The organism is Pedobacter rhodius, assembly GCF_027213645.1.
Lineage (GTDB): Bacteria > Bacteroidota > Bacteroidia > Sphingobacteriales > Sphingobacteriaceae > Pedobacter > Pedobacter rhodius.
In genome coordinates this window covers 1-20,402 of record NZ_JAPWGL010000004.1, presented here as the reverse complement: position 1 = coordinate 20,402, position 20,402 = coordinate 1, and the positions used below count along the sequence as shown (strand labels likewise).

16 protein-coding genes are annotated in these 20,402 nt (G+C 36.4%); 2 read left to right on the top strand and 14 right to left on the bottom strand.

Annotated elements, in window-relative coordinates; genetic code table 11:
- Positions 1-89: 89 nt before the first annotated feature.
- Both O0931_RS14420 and O0931_RS14415 read right to left on the bottom strand, forming a co-directional pair.
- The gene (locus tag O0931_RS14420; RefSeq protein ID WP_269416289.1) at positions 90-1,610 is read right to left on the bottom strand and encodes a DUF4394 domain-containing protein; all 1,521 of its coding nucleotides are present in this window, start codon (positions 1,608-1,610) and stop codon (positions 90-92) included.
- Positions 1,611-1,650: 40 nt separating this feature from the next.
- Positions 1,651-1,986 (bottom strand): hypothetical protein, encoded by a 336-nt coding sequence (locus tag O0931_RS14415; protein WP_269416288.1) that lies wholly within the window; start codon positions 1,984-1,986, stop codon positions 1,651-1,653.
- A gap of 661 nt (positions 1,987-2,647) precedes the next feature.
- On the opposite strand from O0931_RS14415, the gene O0931_RS14410 reads away from it, so the two are divergent.
- Both O0931_RS14410 and O0931_RS14405 read left to right on the top strand, forming a co-directional pair.
- Positions 2,648-5,194: an ATP-dependent Clp protease ATP-binding subunit gene (locus tag O0931_RS14410; protein WP_269416287.1), complete on the top strand. Its 2,547-nt coding sequence runs from the start codon at positions 2,648-2,650 to the stop codon at positions 5,192-5,194.
- Between the two features lie 271 nt (positions 5,195-5,465).
- Positions 5,466-5,987, top strand: a complete 522-nt coding sequence (locus tag O0931_RS14405; RefSeq protein WP_269416286.1) for a CAP domain-containing protein — start codon at positions 5,466-5,468, stop codon at positions 5,985-5,987.
- A 378-nt stretch (positions 5,988-6,365) separates the two neighbouring features.
- Here O0931_RS14405 and O0931_RS14400 read toward each other — a convergent pair whose 3' ends face one another.
- The 12 genes from O0931_RS14400 to O0931_RS14345 all read right to left on the bottom strand — a co-directional run bounded on the left by O0931_RS14400 (position 6,366) and on the right by O0931_RS14345 (position 19,520).
- Positions 6,366-7,247 (bottom strand): ATP-grasp domain-containing protein, encoded by an 882-nt coding sequence (locus O0931_RS14400; protein ID WP_269416285.1) that lies wholly within the window; start codon positions 7,245-7,247, stop codon positions 6,366-6,368.
- Positions 7,248-7,270: 23 nt separating this feature from the next.
- Complete coding sequence (locus O0931_RS14395; protein ID WP_269416284.1) at positions 7,271-8,338, bottom strand: PA0069 family radical SAM protein; 1,068 nt, start codon at positions 8,336-8,338, stop codon at positions 7,271-7,273.
- A 60-nt stretch (positions 8,339-8,398) separates the two neighbouring features.
- Positions 8,399-9,637 (bottom strand): carboxypeptidase-like regulatory domain-containing protein, encoded by a 1,239-nt coding sequence (locus tag O0931_RS14390; protein WP_269416283.1) that lies wholly within the window; start codon positions 9,635-9,637, stop codon positions 8,399-8,401.
- 82 nt (positions 9,638-9,719) lie between these two features.
- Positions 9,720-10,958 carry a carboxypeptidase-like regulatory domain-containing protein gene (locus O0931_RS14385; RefSeq protein WP_269416282.1) on the bottom strand — a complete coding sequence of 413 codons (1,239 nt, stop codon included), beginning with the start codon at positions 10,956-10,958 and terminating at the stop codon, positions 9,720-9,722.
- Positions 10,959-11,169: 211 nt separating this feature from the next.
- Complete coding sequence (locus tag O0931_RS14380) at positions 11,170-11,760, bottom strand: hypothetical protein (RefSeq protein WP_269416281.1); 591 nt, start codon at positions 11,758-11,760, stop codon at positions 11,170-11,172.
- Between the two features lie 34 nt (positions 11,761-11,794).
- Positions 11,795-13,447: a DNA repair protein RecN gene (recN, locus tag O0931_RS14375; RefSeq protein WP_269416280.1), complete on the bottom strand. Its 1,653-nt coding sequence runs from the start codon at positions 13,445-13,447 to the stop codon at positions 11,795-11,797.
- A gap of 96 nt (positions 13,448-13,543) precedes the next feature.
- On the bottom strand, positions 13,544-15,445 hold the full coding sequence (locus O0931_RS14370) for a M56 family metallopeptidase (RefSeq protein ID WP_269416279.1): 1,902 nt from the start codon (positions 15,443-15,445) through the stop codon (positions 13,544-13,546).
- A 1-nt stretch (position 15,446) separates the two neighbouring features.
- The gene (locus tag O0931_RS14365) at positions 15,447-15,827 is read right to left on the bottom strand and encodes a BlaI/MecI/CopY family transcriptional regulator (RefSeq protein WP_269416278.1); all 381 of its coding nucleotides are present in this window, start codon (positions 15,825-15,827) and stop codon (positions 15,447-15,449) included.
- 270 nt (positions 15,828-16,097) lie between these two features.
- Positions 16,098-16,991 carry a type IX secretion system protein PorD gene (porD, locus tag O0931_RS14360; RefSeq protein WP_269416277.1) on the bottom strand — a complete coding sequence of 298 codons (894 nt, stop codon included), beginning with the start codon at positions 16,989-16,991 and terminating at the stop codon, positions 16,098-16,100.
- On the bottom strand, positions 16,988-18,184 hold the full coding sequence (gene coaBC / locus O0931_RS14355) for a bifunctional phosphopantothenoylcysteine decarboxylase/phosphopantothenate--cysteine ligase CoaBC (RefSeq protein ID WP_269416276.1): 1,197 nt from the start codon (positions 18,182-18,184) through the stop codon (positions 16,988-16,990). The genes porD and coaBC overlap by 4 nt, the downstream gene beginning before the upstream one ends.
- A gap of 70 nt (positions 18,185-18,254) precedes the next feature.
- On the bottom strand, positions 18,255-18,581 hold the full coding sequence (locus tag O0931_RS14350) for a DNA-directed RNA polymerase subunit omega (protein WP_056094546.1): 327 nt from the start codon (positions 18,579-18,581) through the stop codon (positions 18,255-18,257).
- Positions 18,582-18,584: 3 nt separating this feature from the next.
- On the bottom strand, positions 18,585-19,520 hold the full coding sequence (locus O0931_RS14345; RefSeq protein ID WP_269416275.1) for an outer membrane protein assembly factor BamD: 936 nt from the start codon (positions 19,518-19,520) through the stop codon (positions 18,585-18,587).
- Positions 19,521-20,402: the final 882 nt, after the last annotated feature.

The following is a 20,402-nucleotide window of genomic DNA, read 5'->3' as shown; positions in this document are numbered from 1 at the left end:
TTTTTATTGAAATCAAAGTATTTATGGGGTTATTTACACTAATAATAAGATGCGAAAAGCACTTAAGTTACAGCCGATCTTACTAATTGCTAAAAACCTAAACCTAAAGTAAAACCCCTAACAGGTGTTGCTATAGTTGCGCCTGCAGTTGCTGCGCCTGTTGTTAAATTAATACTATATAATTTTTGTGTTCCACTTACGGTAAAAATTCCATAAGCCAGGCCGCTTGTGCCGCCAATATCGAAACCATTATTCGCTTCAACATTAACGCCTAATGCCCCAACATCAACTAAAGTGCCGTTGTTAGGCGGATCTTGTTTGTATAAACGGTCGCCCATAGCATCAATATCGTAAAGGATTGTTGTTGTAGCACCGGCAAAATTATTTGTATAAGCCGCTCCCGAAATAGAGGCAGTGGTTAAAGTTACAGCACCATCAACGGTTAACATACCATCAGCAGGATTTATCCTGAGATTCTGGCCTGTATTGGTTACAATCCGGATTCTATCTACCGTTGGGTTGAAATCGAAACCTACGGATGTACCCGAAATTAGTGTCGATAGCGGAGTAGCACCAACCGCGACAGCCGCGCCCGAAGACGCATTTATGGTATAAATTCTGCTCGTGCTTCCCAATGCAAAAAGCTGACCGTTTAACGGACGCATATCAATACCTAATATACTTTCACCTGTTTGTATACCGGTAATGGTTTTAGCAATTGGTGCCGGGTTAGCCGACGCCGGATTAAAAATCAACAATTCATTATTATTAGATACAGCGTATGCAACTGCTTCTGTAGGAATCGCAAGACCCGTAATTTGCAAGCCTAAATTGCCGATTTTTGATGCCTTACCGGAATTTACATCAAGGATAAACAAAGCAGAAACACCTCCGCTTGTTAAGGCTGCCAGTGCAGCAGTTCCATCAGGATTAATGTCGAATCCGCCAACTTCATCAATATCTAAACCTAAACTTCCAACCTCTACCAGTTTTCCGTCGTTAGGCGGATCTTGTTTATAAAGTTTATCAGTCGCGGCATCAATATCATATAATATAGTTGTGGCTGCGCCGGCCTTGTTTTGCGTATAAGCAACCGACGATACTTTGGCATTTGTTATACCATTGATAGCGCCATCTGTAGCGGCCACGGTACCAGTTTCCGGATTAAGACGTAAATTTTGTCCGGTGTTGGTTACCAAACGAATTCTGTCGACAGTCGGATTAAAATCGAATCCTACTGATGTTCCGCTTAGAACGGGTGTAAAAGGTGCCGTAGAAATTGATCTGGCGGCGCCGGTTTTAGGGTCGATTACATATAAACGACTGGTGCTGCCAATACCATAAAGCTGTCCGGTTGCAGGACGAAAATCGATTCCCAGAATACTCTCGCTGGTCTGCAGTCCTGTTATGGTTACTGTTGAAATAGCAGATGATGGATTTTTTGCATTAATTAACAACAATTTACTATCTGAAGTTAATGCGTAAAAATTTACGTCAGGTCCGGGTGTTAAAGTTTCTGAATAACCCCTGTCTTTTTTACAGGCCGAAAATAGAATAGGTGCCATAATAGCAAATAATGCTATTATGATAAAGTTTTTAATTTTTATCATGATTTAATTAAGTTTAATAGAAGAAAAATTTTAAGTTTAGCTATGACAGCTGATTTTTCGGCGGTTGCTCAGGAATTGGCAGATGGCAATGGGTGAGTATAAAACTTTCTGAGAAAAAATTGTTTTTTAACTCAGGGGTATACAAAAAATTAATATTTATTAGCTCCGGTGCGATTAAGTCGGCAAGTTTAACCTTTTCCTCCAAAGGCTCTTCTTTATCTGATTGTTCAGTTTTCTCCGTTTTTTTACCTGAATGTTCACTAAGAATATCTTTTATAAACTTTTGATGTACAGGCATAGCATAAATTCCAATTCGACCTGTAAAGGCGATGAGCAGGATGGTTACAATAAGGAATCTTTGGTAATGAGATGCCATGCTAAATGTTTAGTTTTTTCAGTTTGATTCACTTACGGAAATTTTGCGGCAATAGATTTTTTAGGAATAGTGTTTCTTGTGGCATATTATTTTTATCTCCCGCAGATTTCGCAGGTTACCGCAGACGGACAATTAGTTTAACCCTTTCTGCGGATATAAGAAACAGTTTAAAAGGAAATGATAAAAATTGATTTCACGGTCATTACTATTCCAAAACAAAAACAACTTTATGGCGGTTAAATCCGTATAGGGATTTAACGGCGGTTACCCTTGGTATATATTTATCTAATAATAATGTTAAATCATGTCAGGTTCCTTTTATTTTTCTGTCAAAACATGTAAATTGCTTAATCAAGAAGAAACAAATTGTCAGTTAAAGGTTTTAAATAAATACTTACAATAATCCGACAAAATGGAATTAAAAAGAGCTGTTCTTCGTAAAAGTCTTTTTAAAACCTATAAAACAGTTATTACGTAGATAGATATAAGATATTTATTATTTATCAAATAGATAATCGCATAGTAATTTTTGAGTTGATGGATATGTAATTGGCCCTTTATCCACCTATATGGCGCAATTGTTGATAAAATAAAGAAAACAGTAGCGTCGCTTTTTATAATTTATTTTATAGTTTAGGGGCGAGCTGTTAAGAAAGGTATTATGGAAGCAAAATTTTCACCACAGGTTAAAGATGTAATCTCTTTTAGTAGGGAGGAAGCGCTGCGTTTAGGGCATGATTACATTGGAACCGAACATTTATTATTAGGCCTGATTCGCGAAGGCGATGGAATGGCTATAAAAATTTTACGATCGTTAGGGGTTGATACCGGTAAATTGCGCCGCTCAATTGAAGATGCCGTTCGCGGTACTTCGAGTGTTACAGTTAACTTAGGGAATATACCATTAACTAAACAGGCAGAAAAAGTTTTAAAAATTACTTACTTAGAAGCTAAGATATTTAAAAGCGATTTAATTGGCACTGAACATTTATTGCTATCTGTTTTGAGAGATGATGATAACATCGCCTCGCAAATCTTATTGCAGTATGGTGTTACTTACGATGTTTTTAAACAGGAAGTTGAAGTGAATAAAAATGGTTTCAGAGACGATGTTTCAAACAGCGCATCAACAGGAGGCGATGATGATTATCGTGAAGAAGAAAGCTTTAGTACACCTAAAAAGGTTTCTGATATAAAATCTAAAACGCCGGTTTTGGATAACTTCGGCCGTGATTTAACCAAGGCCGCAGAAGAAGGTCGTTTAGATCCGATTGTTGGTCGTGAGAAAGAAATTGAGCGTGTTTCGCAGATTTTATCCCGTCGGAAAAAGAACAACCCGATTTTAATTGGCGAGCCAGGTGTTGGTAAATCGGCAATTGCTGAAGGTTTAGCCTTACGCATTGTTCAACGTAAAGTGTCGCGTGTGCTTTTTGGCAAACGTGTTGTTACTTTAGATTTAGCATCACTTGTAGCCGGTACAAAATATCGTGGCCAGTTTGAAGAACGTATGAAAGCCGTAATGAACGAGCTTGAAAAATCTACCGATGTAATTTTATTTATTGATGAGATTCATACTATCGTTGGCGCTGGTGGTGCATCGGGTTCGCTCGACGCTTCAAATATGTTTAAACCTGCATTAGCCAGAGGCGAAATTCAATGTATTGGTGCAACCACGCTTGATGAATATCGTCAGTACATTGAAAAAGATGGTGCCTTAGATCGTCGCTTTCAAAAAGTGATGGTTGAACCGGCTACACCTGATGAAACTGTTGAAATTTTAACCAGAATTAAAGATAAATACGAAGAGCATCATGGTGTAACTTATACAGATGAAGCAATTTTAGCATGTGTAACTTTAACATCCCGTTACATTTCCGATCGTTTCTTGCCTGATAAAGCGATTGATGCTTTAGATGAAGCCGGTTCGAGGGTTCACTTAACGAATATTCATGTTCCTCAAACGATTATCGATATCGAAGCAAAAATCGAAGACATTAAGTTAGAAAAAAACAAAGTTGTTCGTAGTCAGAAATACGAAGAGGCGGCCAAACTTCGCGATACCGAGAAAAATTTAATTGAAGAGTTAGATAAAGCTAAAGCAGAGTGGGAAGCCGAAACCAAAACTAAACGCTATGAGGTATCAGAAGATAATGTAGCTGAAGTTGTGGCCATGATGACCGGTATTCCGGTACAACGTGTCGGTCAAACCGATAGCCAAAAGCTTTTGAATATGTACGATAAAGTGGCCGAGAAAATTATCGGTCAGGACGATGCAATTAAGAAGTTAACCAAAGCCATTCAACGTACAAGAGCAGGATTAAAAGATCCTAAAAAACCAATCGGTTCATTTATTTTCTTAGGTCCGACAGGCGTTGGTAAAACAGAATTGGCAAAAGAATTGGCCCGTTTCATGTTTGATAGTGATGATTCACTAATTCAGATTGATATGAGTGAATACATGGAGAAATTTGCTGTATCACGTTTAGTGGGTGCGCCTCCGGGATATGTGGGCTATGAAGAGGGTGGACAATTAACTGAAAAAGTTAGAAGAAAACCTTATGCGGTAATTTTATTGGATGAGATTGAAAAAGCACATCCTGATGTATTTAATATTTTATTGCAGGTTTTAGATGAAGGTCAGTTAACAGATAGTTTAGGTCGCAAAGTTGATTTTAGAAATACGATCATCATTATGACTTCAAACATTGGTGCCCGCCAGTTGAAAGATTTTGGTCAGGGTGTTGGTTTCTCTACTGCAGCAAAAACAAATCAGGCAGATTCTCACAGTCGTGGTGTAATTGAAAGTGCTTTAAAACGTGCTTTTGCACCAGAGTTTTTAAACCGTGTTGATGATGTGGTTGTATTCAACAGCTTAGGTAAAGATGAAATTTTCCGAATTATCGATATTGAATTAAAAGCTTTATTCGGTCGGGTTCATACTTTAGGTTACGACATCATTTTAACAGAAAATGCCAAAGAATACATTGCAGATAAAGGATTTGATAGTAATTTTGGTGCACGTCCTTTGAAAAGGGCAATTCAGAAATATCTTGAAGACCCGATTGCTGAAGAAATCCTGAAAGGTGAATTAACTGAAGGCGATGTTTTAGAAATTGATTACGATAAAAAAACAGAGTTGATTTCAATTATTCATAAAAAAGGCGAAAAAAAGAAGGAAGCGCCCAAAGAAGAAGATTCCTCAAATTAATTATATGCAAGGCCTCAGGATTAAATCCGGAGGCCTTTTTCTTTTAACAAAAAAAAATACCCTCAAATGCTGCCTTTCCCGCGCAGGCGGGAATCTTAAAGCGAATAATTATCTAACTAAATCGCCAATTCGTTTTTACGAAACGAAAGGTAGTGTGCGTAATAGAGAACCTGCCGACCTCAGGCAGACAATTTTTCCTGTAAAAAAATCATACTCGGGCAGCTAATATTTTTTAAAATTTATCTGTATTTTTGCGCGTCAATCCCTATTAATGAAGAAAACTCTTTTTTTGTGCATTTGCATATTTACTTTCTTTGCATCGTGCAAGAAAAATACCGATCCCTTAGTAGAAACTGAAACAGGTTCTGCATCAACCAAACTTGCTGTTTCAACTGGTTTAAATAATGATTTATTACTTAAACTGGTAAACGAAAAAAGAACTTCAGGCTGTAACTGCGGTACTACCGCTATGCCTCCGGTAAATGCCTTAACCTGGAATAATAATTTGGCTGCGGCAGCTTTAGCACATAGTAAAGATATGAATGCTAATAATTATTTCAGTCATACTTCACTCGATGGGCGAGGAGCCGGCGAACGTATAACTGCAGCCGGATATAAATGGATGGCTTATGGTGAAAATATTGCTGCGGGCCAACCAACAGAACAAGTGGTTTTTGATGCATGGATCAACAGCGAAGGCCATTGTAAAAACATCATGAGTGCAAATTATAAAGAAATGGGCGCTGCAAAAGATGGTAAATACTGGACTCAGGAGTTTGGAGCGAAACTGTAGATTTTCTTCTTAACGAGTGGGTTTTAACTGTAGTCATGCTGATTATTCTTACTTATTCGTTAAGACTATTTTTGCCAATTTTTTCCTCAGATTTAAACAAATATAATCTGTGGCTAACCATTAATTTACTGGCCGGTTGGTGTCTACCTACAATTATTCAGAAGAGTTGGACTATTATTTAATGCCTTAATCAGAAGCAATCTATTACGCTTAAACCATTTGGAATTTAAGGTTATTAAGATAAAAATGTTATTGTCATTTAACTATCGGTTGGTGTCACACCTACCGAAAAGCAAATATAATCTGTGAATCTGTGGCTAACCATTCAGCTTCAATGTTTGTCAGGGAATAATTTGCATCGTGATGGCTATATATGAATTAAATTAGTTCCATTAATGCCTGGTAATACCTTTCGTAATTTTCAGCATCTGTATTGAGAAACAAAAATGGCTCGATGAGTTCGAGTTCCATCAATAAGAATTCGCCTTTAACAAAAGTTCCGTCAACCCTTGCGTAAAGGCAATCTTTAGCAAATAAAGTTACATATCGCTGTGCGTTTGCAATTAACTCTTCACCTGGTTTTTGCGGATGAACAGATCCGCCATGAGCCGGCTGAACTCTAAAATCTCCCGGTTTTGCCTGCTTAATCAACGAATGGCTGTAAGAACCGTTAAAGAAAATGAAAGACCACTCACCACTTTCTAATACCTCAGGTAAAAATGGCTGTATAATAAAATCTTCAGCTTCAACAAGCAAATTTAATTGTTGATTTACTTCTGCAACATTCTCTGCCGTAACTTTAAAAGTGTTTTTAGCTCCGCCGCTCACGCATGGTTTTACGATGAGTTTATCCGTATTAAACATTTTAAAGAAATCGTTAAGTATAATCTTATCATTTTTGTTGATGAAAACACTTTGCGTAACCTTTAAGCCGGCAGCCTCAATTTCTTGCAGATAATGTTTGTCGGTATTCCATCGTACAATATCAACAGGATTAAGAAGCTTCACATTTTTTTGCTGCAAATGGTCAAGCCATTGGTTAAAATCTGCAATCAAATCAAAATAATCCCAGGGTGATTTTAATATCGCCAGTGGATAGTCTTCCCAGTTAACCAACGGATCATTCCAGATAACTTTCTCAATTATTAAGCCCTTTGCTTTTAAAAAATCAAGTAACCGGTCATCCTCACTTTCAACTGTAGTTGAATCGTAAGCACCTTTATCGTAATAAGTAACGTAAGCAATATTCCTATTTGACATAATTGCTAAATTAAAAATTATAGTTAAAATAAACTTATCTGAGCGCCCGGAACTTTGAATAAGGTATGATCCAAAAAGATTTCTTTCGTATTCAAACCATTTAACCGGCAGTGAAGTTTAAAGTTATCTCTAATCATTTGTGCAATATGGCCATCGCCACGCATGCGATCACCAAATCTGCTGTCATTCACATTTCCTCCATGACAACTTTGTATCATGTGCCATACTTTATCAAACCTATCCGGAAAATTCTTGCGCAACCAATCTTCAAAAATTTGACCAATAGCGCCGTTTAAACGAACGATAGTATAACCAGCCCTTATTGCACCCGCATTTGCGACCGCCTTTAAAACCGCGGGAATTTCATGATCACTTAAACCAGGTACAAGCGGGGCGACCATTACACCCGTTGGTATTCCGGCTTTGCTCAGCGCCTCTACAACTTTTAAACGCTGATTTGCCGTAGCCGTTCTGGGTTCCATGGCTAAACGCAACTTATTATTTAAACTGTTTATCGATGAATAGACCATAACTAAATTCAGCTTTGCCATTTCCTGTAGAATATCAATGTCTCTGAGAATTAATGAATTTTTAGTAATCATCCCGATAGGTTGCCTGTACGCCAAAGCAATTTCCAGGATTTGTCGGGTTAGTTTAAATTTTCTTTCTGCAGGCTGGTAGCAATCTGTATTTCCGGAAAGTGAAATTGTTGTCGCGTCCCAGCCTTTTTTTTCTAAAAACTTTTTAAATAGAGCGGGGGCGTCTTTTTTTACGATAATTTTCCGCTCGAAATCCAATCCGGCACTGTATCCCCAATACTCATGAGCATTGCGTGCGTAACAATATGTACAGCCATGTTCGCAACCCTGATAGGGGTTAAGCGAATAGGCCATACCAACATCAGGACTATCAACTTTGTTAACGACGGTTTTTGAATTTTCGAATAGAAAGGTTGTTTTATGATCACTTTCCGCCCAATCATCAATGCCTTCATGATGCGCTTTTACATAACTGCCTTTTAAAAACTTATTATGTGGATTAAACTGAGCGCCTCTTCCTTTAAAATATTCATTTTCATCCTCCTTAATCATAGGTTAAAATTACTAATATTTTTAGTAATTTTAATTGATGTGCATAAGTTGTTTAAAGATTTACTTTCTGGCCAACGGGATATAATCCATTGGAACCATGTCGCCAACTTTTTCATAAGCCCAATACCCTTCGTAAAGCATGGAACGCGAATCGTAAATACCTCCGTTGGCGTAGAAACGAACCGGATAGGAAGAGGTATGATTTACTACAGAGATTTCGTTTTCAGGAACATCCAATGGACGGAAAACCCAAAAACCGGTGTTGGAATAAGCTAAGGATTCTTTTTCTTTCGTGTATTGTACACAAAGTGCGTCCGTGTAATTTATCCATTTCAGGTTCTCATTGTAATCATGAACAAGCGTATCTGGATTTACGTCGGCCCTGCTGAATTTATCGATAAACCTTGGCATTTCTTTTTGCTTGGTCCAGAATTCCAAAAGATCGACATCAATTTTGCCTGCAACTTTTCTTATGCCGGTTTTTTCGGGAACAGTTTTTATTCTGGTTAAATTTTCATTGATAACTTCTTCAGGATACCGGTTCGGATTTGGTGTTTTGATGATTTTATTAATTAAAAATCCTTCTTCCTTACTTTTGTTTTCGTAAAGCGACCTGAAAAAATGTTGCGATGAACCATAATAGGCGATTTCTCTCGCTTCAATGTATTTTTTCTTTTTCGCTGCAGAGGCTTTTAGTTCTTCAAAAAATGGATGCCCGGAAAAATAAATAATATGTGTTCGGCTATTGTATTCAAAATAATCGAGCATATACTTTAATCTGTAGCCAAGGGCTTTGTTTTCGACAACTAAAAATTCTGTCGTTTTAACCGTTAACAAGCTTTTTGTAACGTCAAAGTCAACGTTTAATACCTGTGGATTTAATATTTTACATTGTTTGGAATTGGGTGTAATACCAATAAAATATTCTGTAAACTGCTTAATGTATTTTGCTCTGTTCGGATCGGCCCTGATGGTAACCTCATTAAGTTGAACTGTATTTTCCTTCAGCACTAAATCAACCTGAACAGATTTATCAGAGATAATTACACTTTTTGAAAAGGGTAGGTAACCAACCATTTGAACAAGTAAATCGTAACTCCCTGGTTTAAGATTCGGTAAGCTGAAATTTCCATTGTTATCGGCAACCGTTGCGATTTTATAACCACTTAAATAAACACCTGCACCTGGTAATCCACCCTGATTATCCCTAACTTTCCCGGTAATAGAAAAAGTATTCTGACTAAAAACATTGAAGCCTGAAAAAAGGAACAATAAAGACAGAATAATGCTTTTAATCATGAGAGCGAATGTAACCAAATGGAATAATAAATATTAAATTGTAGGATAGATTTTAACAATTTTAACATTTAATAAACTCAGATTATTTCTTCACTGTTGCCGGTAGGTAATCCAGCGGAACACTATCAGCTATTTTTTCCCAACTCCAATAACCCTGGTAAAGCATGGAACGAGGATTATAAGTTCCGCCGTTTTCATAAAAATAAACCGGCGCAACCAATAAATTAACGATTGAGATTTGGTAATCGGGCATATCCAAAGGTCGTGAAACAGAAAGGCCAATTTGATTGGCATAACTGGCTGCCTCCTTTTCTTTGGTATAAATTATATATAAAGCATCTGTAAAATTTATGCTCTTAATGCTTTCATTATATTTTTTTACCAAAGTATCGGGTAAAACTTCTTTTCTGCTTAAAATAGAAATTTCTTTTGCTTTATTTCGTTGCTTTAACCAATAATTCAAAGAATCATTTTTGCCAATGGATAACGTTAATTTCTCTGAAGAGCCCTGATTTAAGCCTCGAAACTGCTTTAGTTTTGCATTAATTAAACTATCTGTTGGTCGGGTTCTATCAACTTGCTTAATTAATTTGTTTATGATGAAACCTTCTGCTTTTGATTTGCCAAAATAGAGGCTATTAAAAAAATGTTGCGGCGAGCCATGATAGGCAATTTCACGTTTGGCTGCCCAACGTTTTACTTGTCCTTTACTTCCTTTTAAATCTTCATAATATGGATAACCTTCGTAATAAATAATACGGGTTTTATTATCGAACTCAAAATTATTAAGCTGATATTTTATACGATATCCCAGCGCTTTATTTTCTATAATCAGAAACTGATTTGTTTTTACAGTTAACTTCGCATCTTCATCGCTATAATCGATAATTAGTACATTCGGATTTATAATTTTACATTGCGTAGCATTAGGTGTAGTGCCAATGAAGAAATCAGTAAACATTCTGACGTAACCTTCCCGATTCGGATCAGGTTTAATCGTAACCTCATTTAATTGAAAGGAATCTTGTTCCAAGATGAAATTCGAAATCAAACCCTTATCGCTGATGATAATATTTTGATTTAAAGCCTTATAACCGATTAATTGAACTAGAATATCATAGTTTCCGGGTTTTAAGCTTAAACTGTATTTGCCGTTATTATCTGCAACTGTAGCGATTTTATAACCACTAACATAAATACCTGCACCCGGCAATGTTTCACCATTTTTATCTTTTACAACACCAGAAAGGATAAAACTTTGCTGCGCAAAAGAAAGGGTGCAAAAAAACAAAAACGCACAAAAGGGAATAAATTTTTTCATTAAAACAAATATAAACTAATTATTTAGTTTATAAAATATTTGAAATAATGGTAAATTATTCAATTAATTTAAATGGAAACTGTAAGAGATATCGATGATTGAATTGGTATTCCGCTAATAGCCCTTGGATACCACATCTTTACACTTTTTAATATATTAATTACTTGTTTTGCACAACCATAGCCAATGTCTTTTACGATTGTGAAGTTTTTTAATTTACCATTTTCTGTAAAACTGTAAACCGGACATTAACCACACCTTCAATATTTGCGCTTATAGCATTTGCCGGATAAACTAATTTACTTTTAAGTAGCTGGTAAAGTTTATTTAAGCCTCCGGGGTAGGCATCATTAATTTCATAATTTTCTTCATCAAAGCCAGATTGACGTGAAATTTGTTTAATTTCAATTCTTTTTCTTTCAGATAGACGTTTTGCCTGGATGGCGGATCCACGTATTTCCCTAAGCCGAAGTTTTTCAAGTTTGACTAATAAATACCTGCTTTGAGAATTTTCAAATTCGGCTTTACCACTTTCTGATAAAAATAAGAGTTTATCGACAGGGTTAATGCCTGATAGTTTAAATTCTCCATTTTTATCAGATTTGGTGCGTTTGAAATAATAATTTTCGTCTAAAGTATGAGATATTATCAACGTATTTGGAACAGGATTTTCATCCTCATCGATAATTTTCCCATAAATATTAATGGTATCAACTAAAGATGTAATTGTGTCGGCAACTTTTTGGGCGCTTATGCTTTGAGCGATATGCAATAATAAATAAAACAAAAGGTATTTCTTCATGCAATTAAGATGCAGAAAAATATATATTCCATAACTAAGTTAGAAGTTCTCTGGCATTTTCGATAGCAGATGCACCTGGATTTTTACCACTTAACATTTCTGCAATTGCCGTAATTCTTTCTTCCTGTTTTAATTTACGGATGCCTGTTGTCGTTTTTCCGCCATCTTCGTTTTTATACACAAAATAATGAGAATTACCCTTAGCAGCTATTTGCGGTAAATGGGTAATTGACAATACCTGCATATCATGCCCCAGGTCAGAAATGACTTCTCCAACTTTTAATGCTGTTTCACCAGAAATACCGGTATCAATTTCATCAAAAATTATTGTTGGTAGTGAGGTGTGTTTTGCAAGTAAAGCTTTAATGGCTAACATCAATCTCGAAAGCTCGCCACCAGATGCTACTTTGTTTACTGGTGCAGGCGCTTGTCCGGCATTTGCCGTGAAAAGTAAATTGATTTCATCAAGTCCATCTTTATTTAAATCAGGTATTAAGTTTTGTGTTAAAACCAATTTTGCATTTGGCATACCAACTTGCTTTAACGTTTGAGCCGTTTGTTCCTCGACCAATTTTATCGCTTTTTTTCTGTCGGAACTAAGTTGTTGGGCTTGTTTTGTAAGTTCTTGCGCTAATTGTTTGGTTTCTTTTTGAAGCTTCTCAATATTTTCATCTGATGTTAACAATTGATTTAAATTACTTTCCAGTTGTTCTTTAACAGCTATCAATTCCGTGTTATTTGCCACGCGGTGTTTCTGCTGCAAAGAATAAAATAAATCTAATCTCTGATTTACAATTTCCAGCCGTTCTGCGCTGTGTAATGTATTTTCTTCAATGGTTGAAGTTTCAGCAGCAATATCTTTAATTTCAATTATTGAGGAACGAAGCCTTTCAAATAAAACATTTATTGACGGATCAAATTTTTCGATGCTTTGTAATTGTATTTGTGCTTCCTTTAGCAATTGCACAGCAGATGGTTCGCTTTCTGTTAACAATCCGGAAGCCGTTAATAAGGCCCGCTTTATGGTTTCAGCATGCGTTAGTTTTTCAAGTTCTGATTCTAATTCTTCCTGTTCGCCGTCTTTTAAATTAACTTGCTCTAATTCATTGAATAAAAATTGTTCATAATCTTGCTTGCTTCGGGCTTCATCTGCATCGGTGATTAATTTTTTCAACCGTGCCGTATCTGTTTTTAGTTTTTTGAAACCGACTCTGTAAGCTGATAAAAGTGCTTTGTGATTAGAAAGTGAATCGACAATTAACAATTGGAAATCGGCGTCGTTAATTTCCTGAGTGGCATGTTGCGAATGAATATCAATCAGCTTTTCGCCTATTTGCTTCAAAAGCGACAGGTTAACAGGCGTATCATTTATAAATGAGCGGGATTTTCCGTCAATAGAAATCTCCCGGCGTAAAGTATTTTCATTGAAGAAATCTAAATCGCTTTCTTCAAAAAGTATCCTTAAATTTTCATCAGCCAATAAAAAGGTACCTTCGATAACACATTTTTTATCCTGATTAAAAAAATATTTACTCTCCGCCCGCTGACCTAAAATCAACGAAAGTGCACCCAGAATAATGGATTTACCTGCACCGGTTTCGCCGGTAATAATATTTAAGCCTTTATCAAATTCGATGTCGAGGCTGTCAATTAATGCGTAATTGCGTATTGAAAGTTTTTGTAGCATAGCTTAAGCAAAAATACTAAAAAGTTATTTTAAGAAAGCTACAAAAGCAAAACGGCGAAGAAATATCTTCGCCGTTTTGCTTTATTTGTTTGGTTGTTATTGATCTGATTTTTCTTTTCTTTCAGGTTTTTCTTTTTTCTCCATTTTCTGTTCCAACGCCCTAACTTCCTTATCAAATTTCTCTTTTAGTTTTTTATATTCTTCCGAGTTTCTTACTTTGCTTTTGTTGCCATTGTTATCAAAGTAAAACACACTGCCGTCGGGTCCAGCCATTTTATAGCGGCTGCCTGCCGATAAACTGTCTAATTTAAATCTTTTCAACACTAATTTTGAATCATCAATATCTTTATAAGCTTTTGACTTGAGTTCAAGAACATGTGCTCTGAATTCTGGCGTATTCATTTTTGCCGCCATGTCTTCACCCATTTTTTTCCATTTTGCCTGTGCTTCAGGCGAGTCAAATTCTTTAGCCAGGTCTTCTCCAAACTTTTTCCATTTTGCCTGTGCTTCAGGAGAATTGTATTCTTTCGCTAAATTTTCACTTAATTTTTTCCATTTGGCTTGTGCTTCGGGTGAATTGTATTCTTTGGCAATATCGTCACCAAATTTTTTCCACTTGGCCTGTGCCTCTGGCGATGAATATTCTTTGGCTACATCTTCTCCGAACTTTTTCCATTTCAACTGTGCCTCCGGAGAAATGAATTCGCGGTATATTTTTGTTTGAAATGCCGAATCTCTGAATTTAAAATTAAAAGCCGAATCAGATTTTAAAATAAACGCATTGCGACCGCCGAGAAGTTCGTCACGATAGAAATCTTTTCTCAAGCTATCCGGCATTTCTTTAATAGAATTGTATTCCGTTTTTTTGCCGTTAGCATCAATAGTTACAATTTTGACTTTACGTTTTTTGGTGGTGTCCATATAAACAACCGGACTTTTGCCTGCTATTGTTTTGAACTGCAAAATATGTTGCTGCAAAACTTTCTTTTCTTCTTTTTTCTTTTCAGCAGGATTAATCCATGCAATAGAGCACAAACAGGCAACGCCTAATGTTAAGGCTGCCATTTGTTGTTTGGCATTTAAATAATTCGTTTTCATATTGGTTATTCTTTTTATGCGTTGATACAGGTTTTGGGTTTTTCCGGTTGCAGCCAGGGCATAGGCCGGACTGGTTTTATCTTTTAATAATTCTAATTTCAATAAAGCATGCGCATAATTGAGCGGTTTTCCGGTAACTTTAAGCACCAAATCATCACATGCATGTTCGCGCTCAATATGGATAAATTTGCCTGCCATCCAAACAAATGGATTATAGAACAGCAAGGTTTCAATAGCCGTTTTAATCAGGTTCAACAGAAAATCATGTCTTCTGATGTGCGAAAGTTCATGGATAAGAATGGCTTCAACCTGGTCGTTATCCAATTGATTAACCAGGGCCAATGGAAATAATACAACCGGTTTTAAATAACCAATTACCAGAGGAACATTTACAATTTCAGATAAGTGAAATTTAATTGTCTTACTGATTTTTAAGTTTGCAGTAACGTTTTCAAAAATCAGTTTCCAGCTTTCCGGGATGCTGCTCAAACTGTTTTTCTTAAGTTTTGAAAGCTGATTATAGCCTTTAGCAATAACAAATAACTGAAGTGCTATACCGATAAGATAGAAGGTAACAACAAGGGGGAAGTACTGTTCGACTTTATTGCTTAAACTTTGTGGAACATTGCTGAAATACTGGTAAGCCTCGAAATTAGCGGCGTTGGCGACATTTGTTTTGTCAGGCACATTTTTTAATAAATGACTGATAAAGTTATAGCCAAAACAGGCAAACATTAGAACGATAGATCCGAAAGCAAGGTTATGCTTAAACCTGGCCGCCAGCTTTGGCAAGCCGATTAGAATGATAAATAAAACACCATAAATTAAAGCACTTTGCCATAAGGAATTCACAATGCTCCAGCCAAAGGCTTTGATAAATTGTTGTAGTAAAGTTTCCATATTAGTTGTCTTTTTCTAATTTTTCTAAATACTTTTTTATCTCCTCTATCTCATCTGCACTTGCGGTATGGTTTCCTAATGCCTGCATAACCAATCTCGCAGCCGAACCATTAAATACATTGTCAATCATTTTATTAACCAATTGCTTCTCCGTTTTATCCTGGTTTACAAGCGCCTTATAAATATGTGTTTTTTGATTGGTGTCTCTTTCTACCATACCTTTCTCATGCATAATCTGCATCATCTTCAGGGTAGTGGTATAACCCGAATCTTTTTTATCTAAAGCTTCATGAACTTCACGTACCGTACAAAGGCCTTTCTGCCAGAGTACTTGTAAGATTTCCATTTCACCTTCAGTTGGTTTGATGTTGTTATTGCTCATATGTTACAGTTGTACGAATTATTTCGTATTCAAATGTACGAAGATATTCGTATTATCAAAATATTTTAACAAATTTTTACTGTTAAGAATGTTTAACTGTTGGAATTGGTTAATACTTAACCGTAAAATAAGATTAATTATTTGTGATCAAGACCATAGAATATGCAAATTGTTGCATGGAACCTTAAATTTAATAGGGGGTATTTGAACAGTAGAATAGCAAGATTAACCGATTTAACAATTAATAATTTTAACAATTAACCAAAAGAATTAATTTTTCTTCAAGCCTTCGTACTTACCAATGTTTGCGGGATCAATTTCAGATAGCATATTATATGCCTTCAAACGCTCCTGGGTATTTAATTTAGAAAGAACATTTGTAATTTCTTCTGCCTTAGCAGCGAAGTAGACATTCGGGAAAATGGAACCCAGTTTTTGTTTATCCATTTTCTGTAAGTCTGATAAAGCATTAACAATTGGCATTAAACCTTTATCATTATCCGTCAACTGATCTAAACCACTAAAGTGATAATTGTAGATAAAATTGCGTAATTCCCCGAATATTGGATTCAAAGCATTTTCATTAAACCAAAAACGATTACGAAGTCCATCTGCCGCTTTCCAGCCTGTATTGCCGGACGCCTGGGCTAAATTGATAATGGTTTGAGCTTTCTTAAAATAAGGTGTTCCGCCCATTTTACTAAAGCTATCTTTATCCAAACCAATGATGGTATAGGCATAATAGGTAAGGAGTGCGCTGATATTGGAAATGTAATTCTGATCAGAAAAATCAATAACAGCACCATCATTAAAAGTGAAGTCGAAGTTTTTATCACTCATGTTTAGCAGCGTACTGTTGTAATTGCTGTTGAACACCGGCCTGCTACTTTGAATCTGCGCTTCTGCCGTATAGCCCGAACCGCCATCCCAGGAGTTAATGGTGATAACGAAATTGCAGTCTATTCGTTCCTGAGGTTTATACGTTTCGTTGGTAAACTTATTGTTGTTTAAAAAATCGCGGATTGTTTTTTGCAAAGCATCTAAAGTCGGCTTACTGATGTTTGATACCTGTGGTGCTAATAACTGTACCCTCGTATTAAGTTCCTGGGCCTGTAGTTTACCAAAGCCAATTAAAAAAAGCAAGCAAACGATCCTTTTTATCATTCTATTATATTTAAAATGGCTTTACAAATATCTTTTGCAACTTCAGTTTTTGATTTCATACCAAAAACCATTTTCTCTGATGCACGGTTAAAAATAGTGATTTTATTTGTATCCGATTTAAAACCTGCACCTTTATCATTCAAGGAATTTAGAACAACCAAATCCAGGTTTTTCTTTTCCAGTTTACTTTTGGCATAATTTTCTTCATCATTGGTTTCTAAAGCAAAACCAACTAAAATTTGATTTGCTTTTTTATTTCTTCCTAATGATGCTAAAATATCAGTTGTTTTTTCTAATTCTAAAATCAGGGTACTTTCTTGTTTCTTTATTTTTTGACCAGCAACTACCTTGGGTTTATAATCTGCAACGGCAGCACACATAACCGTGATGTCTGTAACATCAAAAATTTCGGTACAGGCATCAAACATATCCTGGGCACTTACAACATTAATCCTTTTTAGATTTTCGCTTGATTTCTGCTCGGTCGGCCCGGCAATCAGCGTTACATCGGCGCCAAGTTTGGCGAGTTCATCAGCTAGGGCGAAACCCATCTTACCTGATGAATGATTGCCAATAAAGCGAACAGGATCTATAGCTTCGTAAGTGGGACCCGCCGTAACCATCACTTTTTTGCCAAATAAAGGCATCGATTTTTTAACTGAATTTTCCAGGAATAAAATAATTTCTTCAGGCTCAGCCATTCGGCCTTCGCCAGATAAACCACTGGCTAATTCACCATTTCCCGGAGGAATAACAATATTTCCGAAGCTTTTAATTCTATCGATATTAAACTGCGTACTTTCATGTTTCCACATGTCCAAATCCATTGCCGGGGCAACATATACAGGGCATTTAGCAGAAAGATAAACAGCAGTTAAAAGATTATCGCATATTCCGGTAGCGAGTTTTGCTAATGTATTAGCGCTAATTGGTGCGATGATGATTAAATCTGCCCAAAGGCCCAGTTCAACGTGGTTGCTCCATACGCCGGTTTCCTCTTCGAAATATTGTGTATAAACCGGATTTTTAGAAAGCGTGGCAAGGGTAAGTGGTGTAATGAAATTAGCACCATCGGGGGTAAGAATAACCTTAACGTTTGCACCGGCTTTAACCAGAAGCCGAACTAAAAAAGCCGACTTATATGCTGCGATGCTGCCGCAAACGCCAAGGATTATATTTTTATTGTTTAGCATGGAGTTTAGGGCATAGGACTTAGAGCATTGATATGCTTAGGATAGCGCCATGCTCTTTGCTCTTCGCTAATTACTTTTGTTCTTTTGCTGGATTTCTGTGGTAAATTTTCTCATTCAAAAATTCATCAATTGCTACCAAAACAGGCTTAGGCATGCGCTCGTAGTGCTTGCTGATTTCAATTTGCTCACGATTTTCGAAAATTTCTTCTAAATTATCATTGCTGGATGCAAATTCTGCTAATTTACCATGCAATTCTTCTTTCATATTATTAGAAATCTGATTCGCTCTTTTAGCAATAACAACCAGCGACTCATATAAGTTATCTGTTGTTTTATCTAAATCGTGTACATTTCTGGTAACCGTAGTATTTGGTACTGCAGGTTTGTTCGTATTCATGTGTTACTTGTTTTTAATATCTGTGGTGTTATTAACTTTGGTCGTATCTTTTATCTTGCCGGTTCTCTTCAGCATTTCCATATACTTTGCCTGGTCGGCTGCAAAAATAGCCATTTCTTGTTTATTTAATGCTATCCCTGCGTCAATATCAGTTTTAAGTTGTTTAGCATCATTTATAAAAATACTTTTAGGATATTTTTCGGTAAACTCGTTATATAAGTCTGTAGCCTCGTTATAACGGTCTTCCTGGCGAACCGGGATACTGTTTTTAGCATACATATACTGAGACTTAATCATCAGAAAATCCATTTCTTCAGCATATTTAATATCAGGATAATCCCTTTGCGCATTTTTTAATGCAATAACCGCTGCACGATAGTTATCTGCATTACTCGGACCTGTGGTTAAATACATTTTTGCGTTTTCAAAAACCTTATCCTCAAGCTTGCCTCTTAATATAGCTATATATTTCGCCGCTGCAGTCGCGCGTTCGCTTGTAGGGTATAAGTTAATGAACAATTGCAAAGCATCTATAGCTTTATAGGTATTTTCTTGGTCAAGGGAAAAAACAGGCGATTCTAAATAATAGCAATAGGCCGCCATGTAACGTGCCTCTTCAGCATCCTTACTCGCAGGATAAGTATCTGCAAAACTTTTAAACTGGTACCTTGCAGTTGTATAATCCTGTAACTTATATAAAGTATTTGCATAATAGAAGTTCAGGCCCTCTGCTTGTTCACGTCCACGATATTTCTGAGATAAATCTTCAAAAAGTATCAATGCTTTACTGAAATTCCTGCTGTTATATAGCCTGATCCCTTCTTTATATTTCTTAGCCACATCATTACTGGCCCTCAGCTTTTCAAAACGGCTTTTACAACCCGCCATACCAATAGCGGCAACAAATACTAAAATAATTAAGTGTTTAACTTTAAACATTCTGCAAAGATAATTAATAATACGATAACATCAATATAAAACAATTGGCCGCTAAGCTACTTATTGCATTTCAGTACATATATATAGTTAACAATTTTTAACATCTGTTTAGGTATTGGGAAAGCAGGGGCTTGTGCTGCTATTATGGGTTAGTCCCGCCCTCCATTTCAAATCCTCGCCTCGTTCTTTGGCGCCTGCCTGGGGTTGGCAGGGGGTATTAGGGTCTGGTTTATTTTACTTTTTTCAGTATAATTATTCAGGCTCCGGCATTCCTGTTCAAGCCAAAAATTACTTAAAATTTAAATTGACATCGCTTTATTCAAATTAAACGATAACTTTTTCTTAGTGTAAATCATACACTTACGTTAATGTTGTTGTAAAATACGACAGATTGTTTGGTGTGGAATGGATTTTTTTCTACTTTTGCAACCCGCTTCGGAGGAAGGGAAAAGGTTGGAAAGTTGAGGAAAGGGTTTTAGAATTATTTTAAAATATTTCTTGTTTGAAAGGGGAAAAGATGTTACCTTTGCAACCCGGTTCGGAAGGAGCGGAAAAGGATTGAAAAGCGGGATTAGGGAGAAAAGAGAGGCTAAAAAATAAAAAATTATTTTATTTGGAAGTTTAGAAAAGATTCCTACCTTTGCACTCCCAAGCGAAAACGAAGGGGAAACAAAACCGGAACGGCGGATGTCGGGAAGGGATAAAAAAGATTGAAATAAACGAAAAACGAATGAGGAAAGACGATAAAGACTTTCGGAGTTAGTTTTAAAGTTTAACGAAATAAAAAGGCCGCCGCGAGGTTTGTAGCCGAATAAGTTCTTAAAAGAGATGTCAATGTAGCGCAAGCGAGGTAATAAAGTACGGATTCAAGTACAGAATACC

Excerpts from the sequence above, each read along its gene's own strand:
- O0931_RS14420 (WP_269416289.1), bottom strand. The coding sequence starts at position 1,610 with ATGATAAAAATTAAAAACTTTATCATAATAGCATTATTTGCTATTATG.
- O0931_RS14415 (WP_269416288.1), bottom strand. The coding sequence starts at position 1,986 with ATGGCATCTCATTACCAAAGATTCCTTATTGTAACCATCCTGCTCATC.
- O0931_RS14410 (WP_269416287.1), top strand. The coding sequence starts at position 2,648 with ATGGAAGCAAAATTTTCACCACAGGTTAAAGATGTAATCTCTTTTAGT.
- O0931_RS14405 (WP_269416286.1), top strand. The coding sequence starts at position 5,466 with ATGAAGAAAACTCTTTTTTTGTGCATTTGCATATTTACTTTCTTTGCA.
- O0931_RS14400 (WP_269416285.1), bottom strand. The coding sequence starts at position 7,247 with ATGTCAAATAGGAATATTGCTTACGTTACTTATTACGATAAAGGTGCT.
- O0931_RS14395 (WP_269416284.1), bottom strand. The coding sequence starts at position 8,338 with ATGATTAAGGAGGATGAAAATGAATATTTTAAAGGAAGAGGCGCTCAG.
- O0931_RS14390 (WP_269416283.1), bottom strand. The coding sequence starts at position 9,637 with ATGATTAAAAGCATTATTCTGTCTTTATTGTTCCTTTTTTCAGGCTTC.
- O0931_RS14385 (WP_269416282.1), bottom strand. The coding sequence starts at position 10,958 with ATGAAAAAATTTATTCCCTTTTGTGCGTTTTTGTTTTTTTGCACCCTT.
- O0931_RS14380 (WP_269416281.1), bottom strand. The coding sequence starts at position 11,760 with ATGAAGAAATACCTTTTGTTTTATTTATTATTGCATATCGCTCAAAGC.
- recN (WP_269416280.1), bottom strand. The coding sequence starts at position 13,447 with ATGCTACAAAAACTTTCAATACGCAATTACGCATTAATTGACAGCCTC.
- O0931_RS14370 (WP_269416279.1), bottom strand. The coding sequence starts at position 15,445 with ATGGAAACTTTACTACAACAATTTATCAAAGCCTTTGGCTGGAGCATT.
- O0931_RS14365 (WP_269416278.1), bottom strand. The coding sequence starts at position 15,827 with ATGAGCAATAACAACATCAAACCAACTGAAGGTGAAATGGAAATCTTA.
- porD (WP_269416277.1), bottom strand. The coding sequence starts at position 16,991 with ATGATAAAAAGGATCGTTTGCTTGCTTTTTTTAATTGGCTTTGGTAAA.
- coaBC (WP_269416276.1), bottom strand. The coding sequence starts at position 18,184 with ATGCTAAACAATAAAAATATAATCCTTGGCGTTTGCGGCAGCATCGCA.
- O0931_RS14350 (WP_056094546.1), bottom strand. The coding sequence starts at position 18,581 with ATGAATACGAACAAACCTGCAGTACCAAATACTACGGTTACCAGAAAT.
- O0931_RS14345 (WP_269416275.1), bottom strand. The coding sequence starts at position 19,520 with ATGTTTAAAGTTAAACACTTAATTATTTTAGTATTTGTTGCCGCTATT.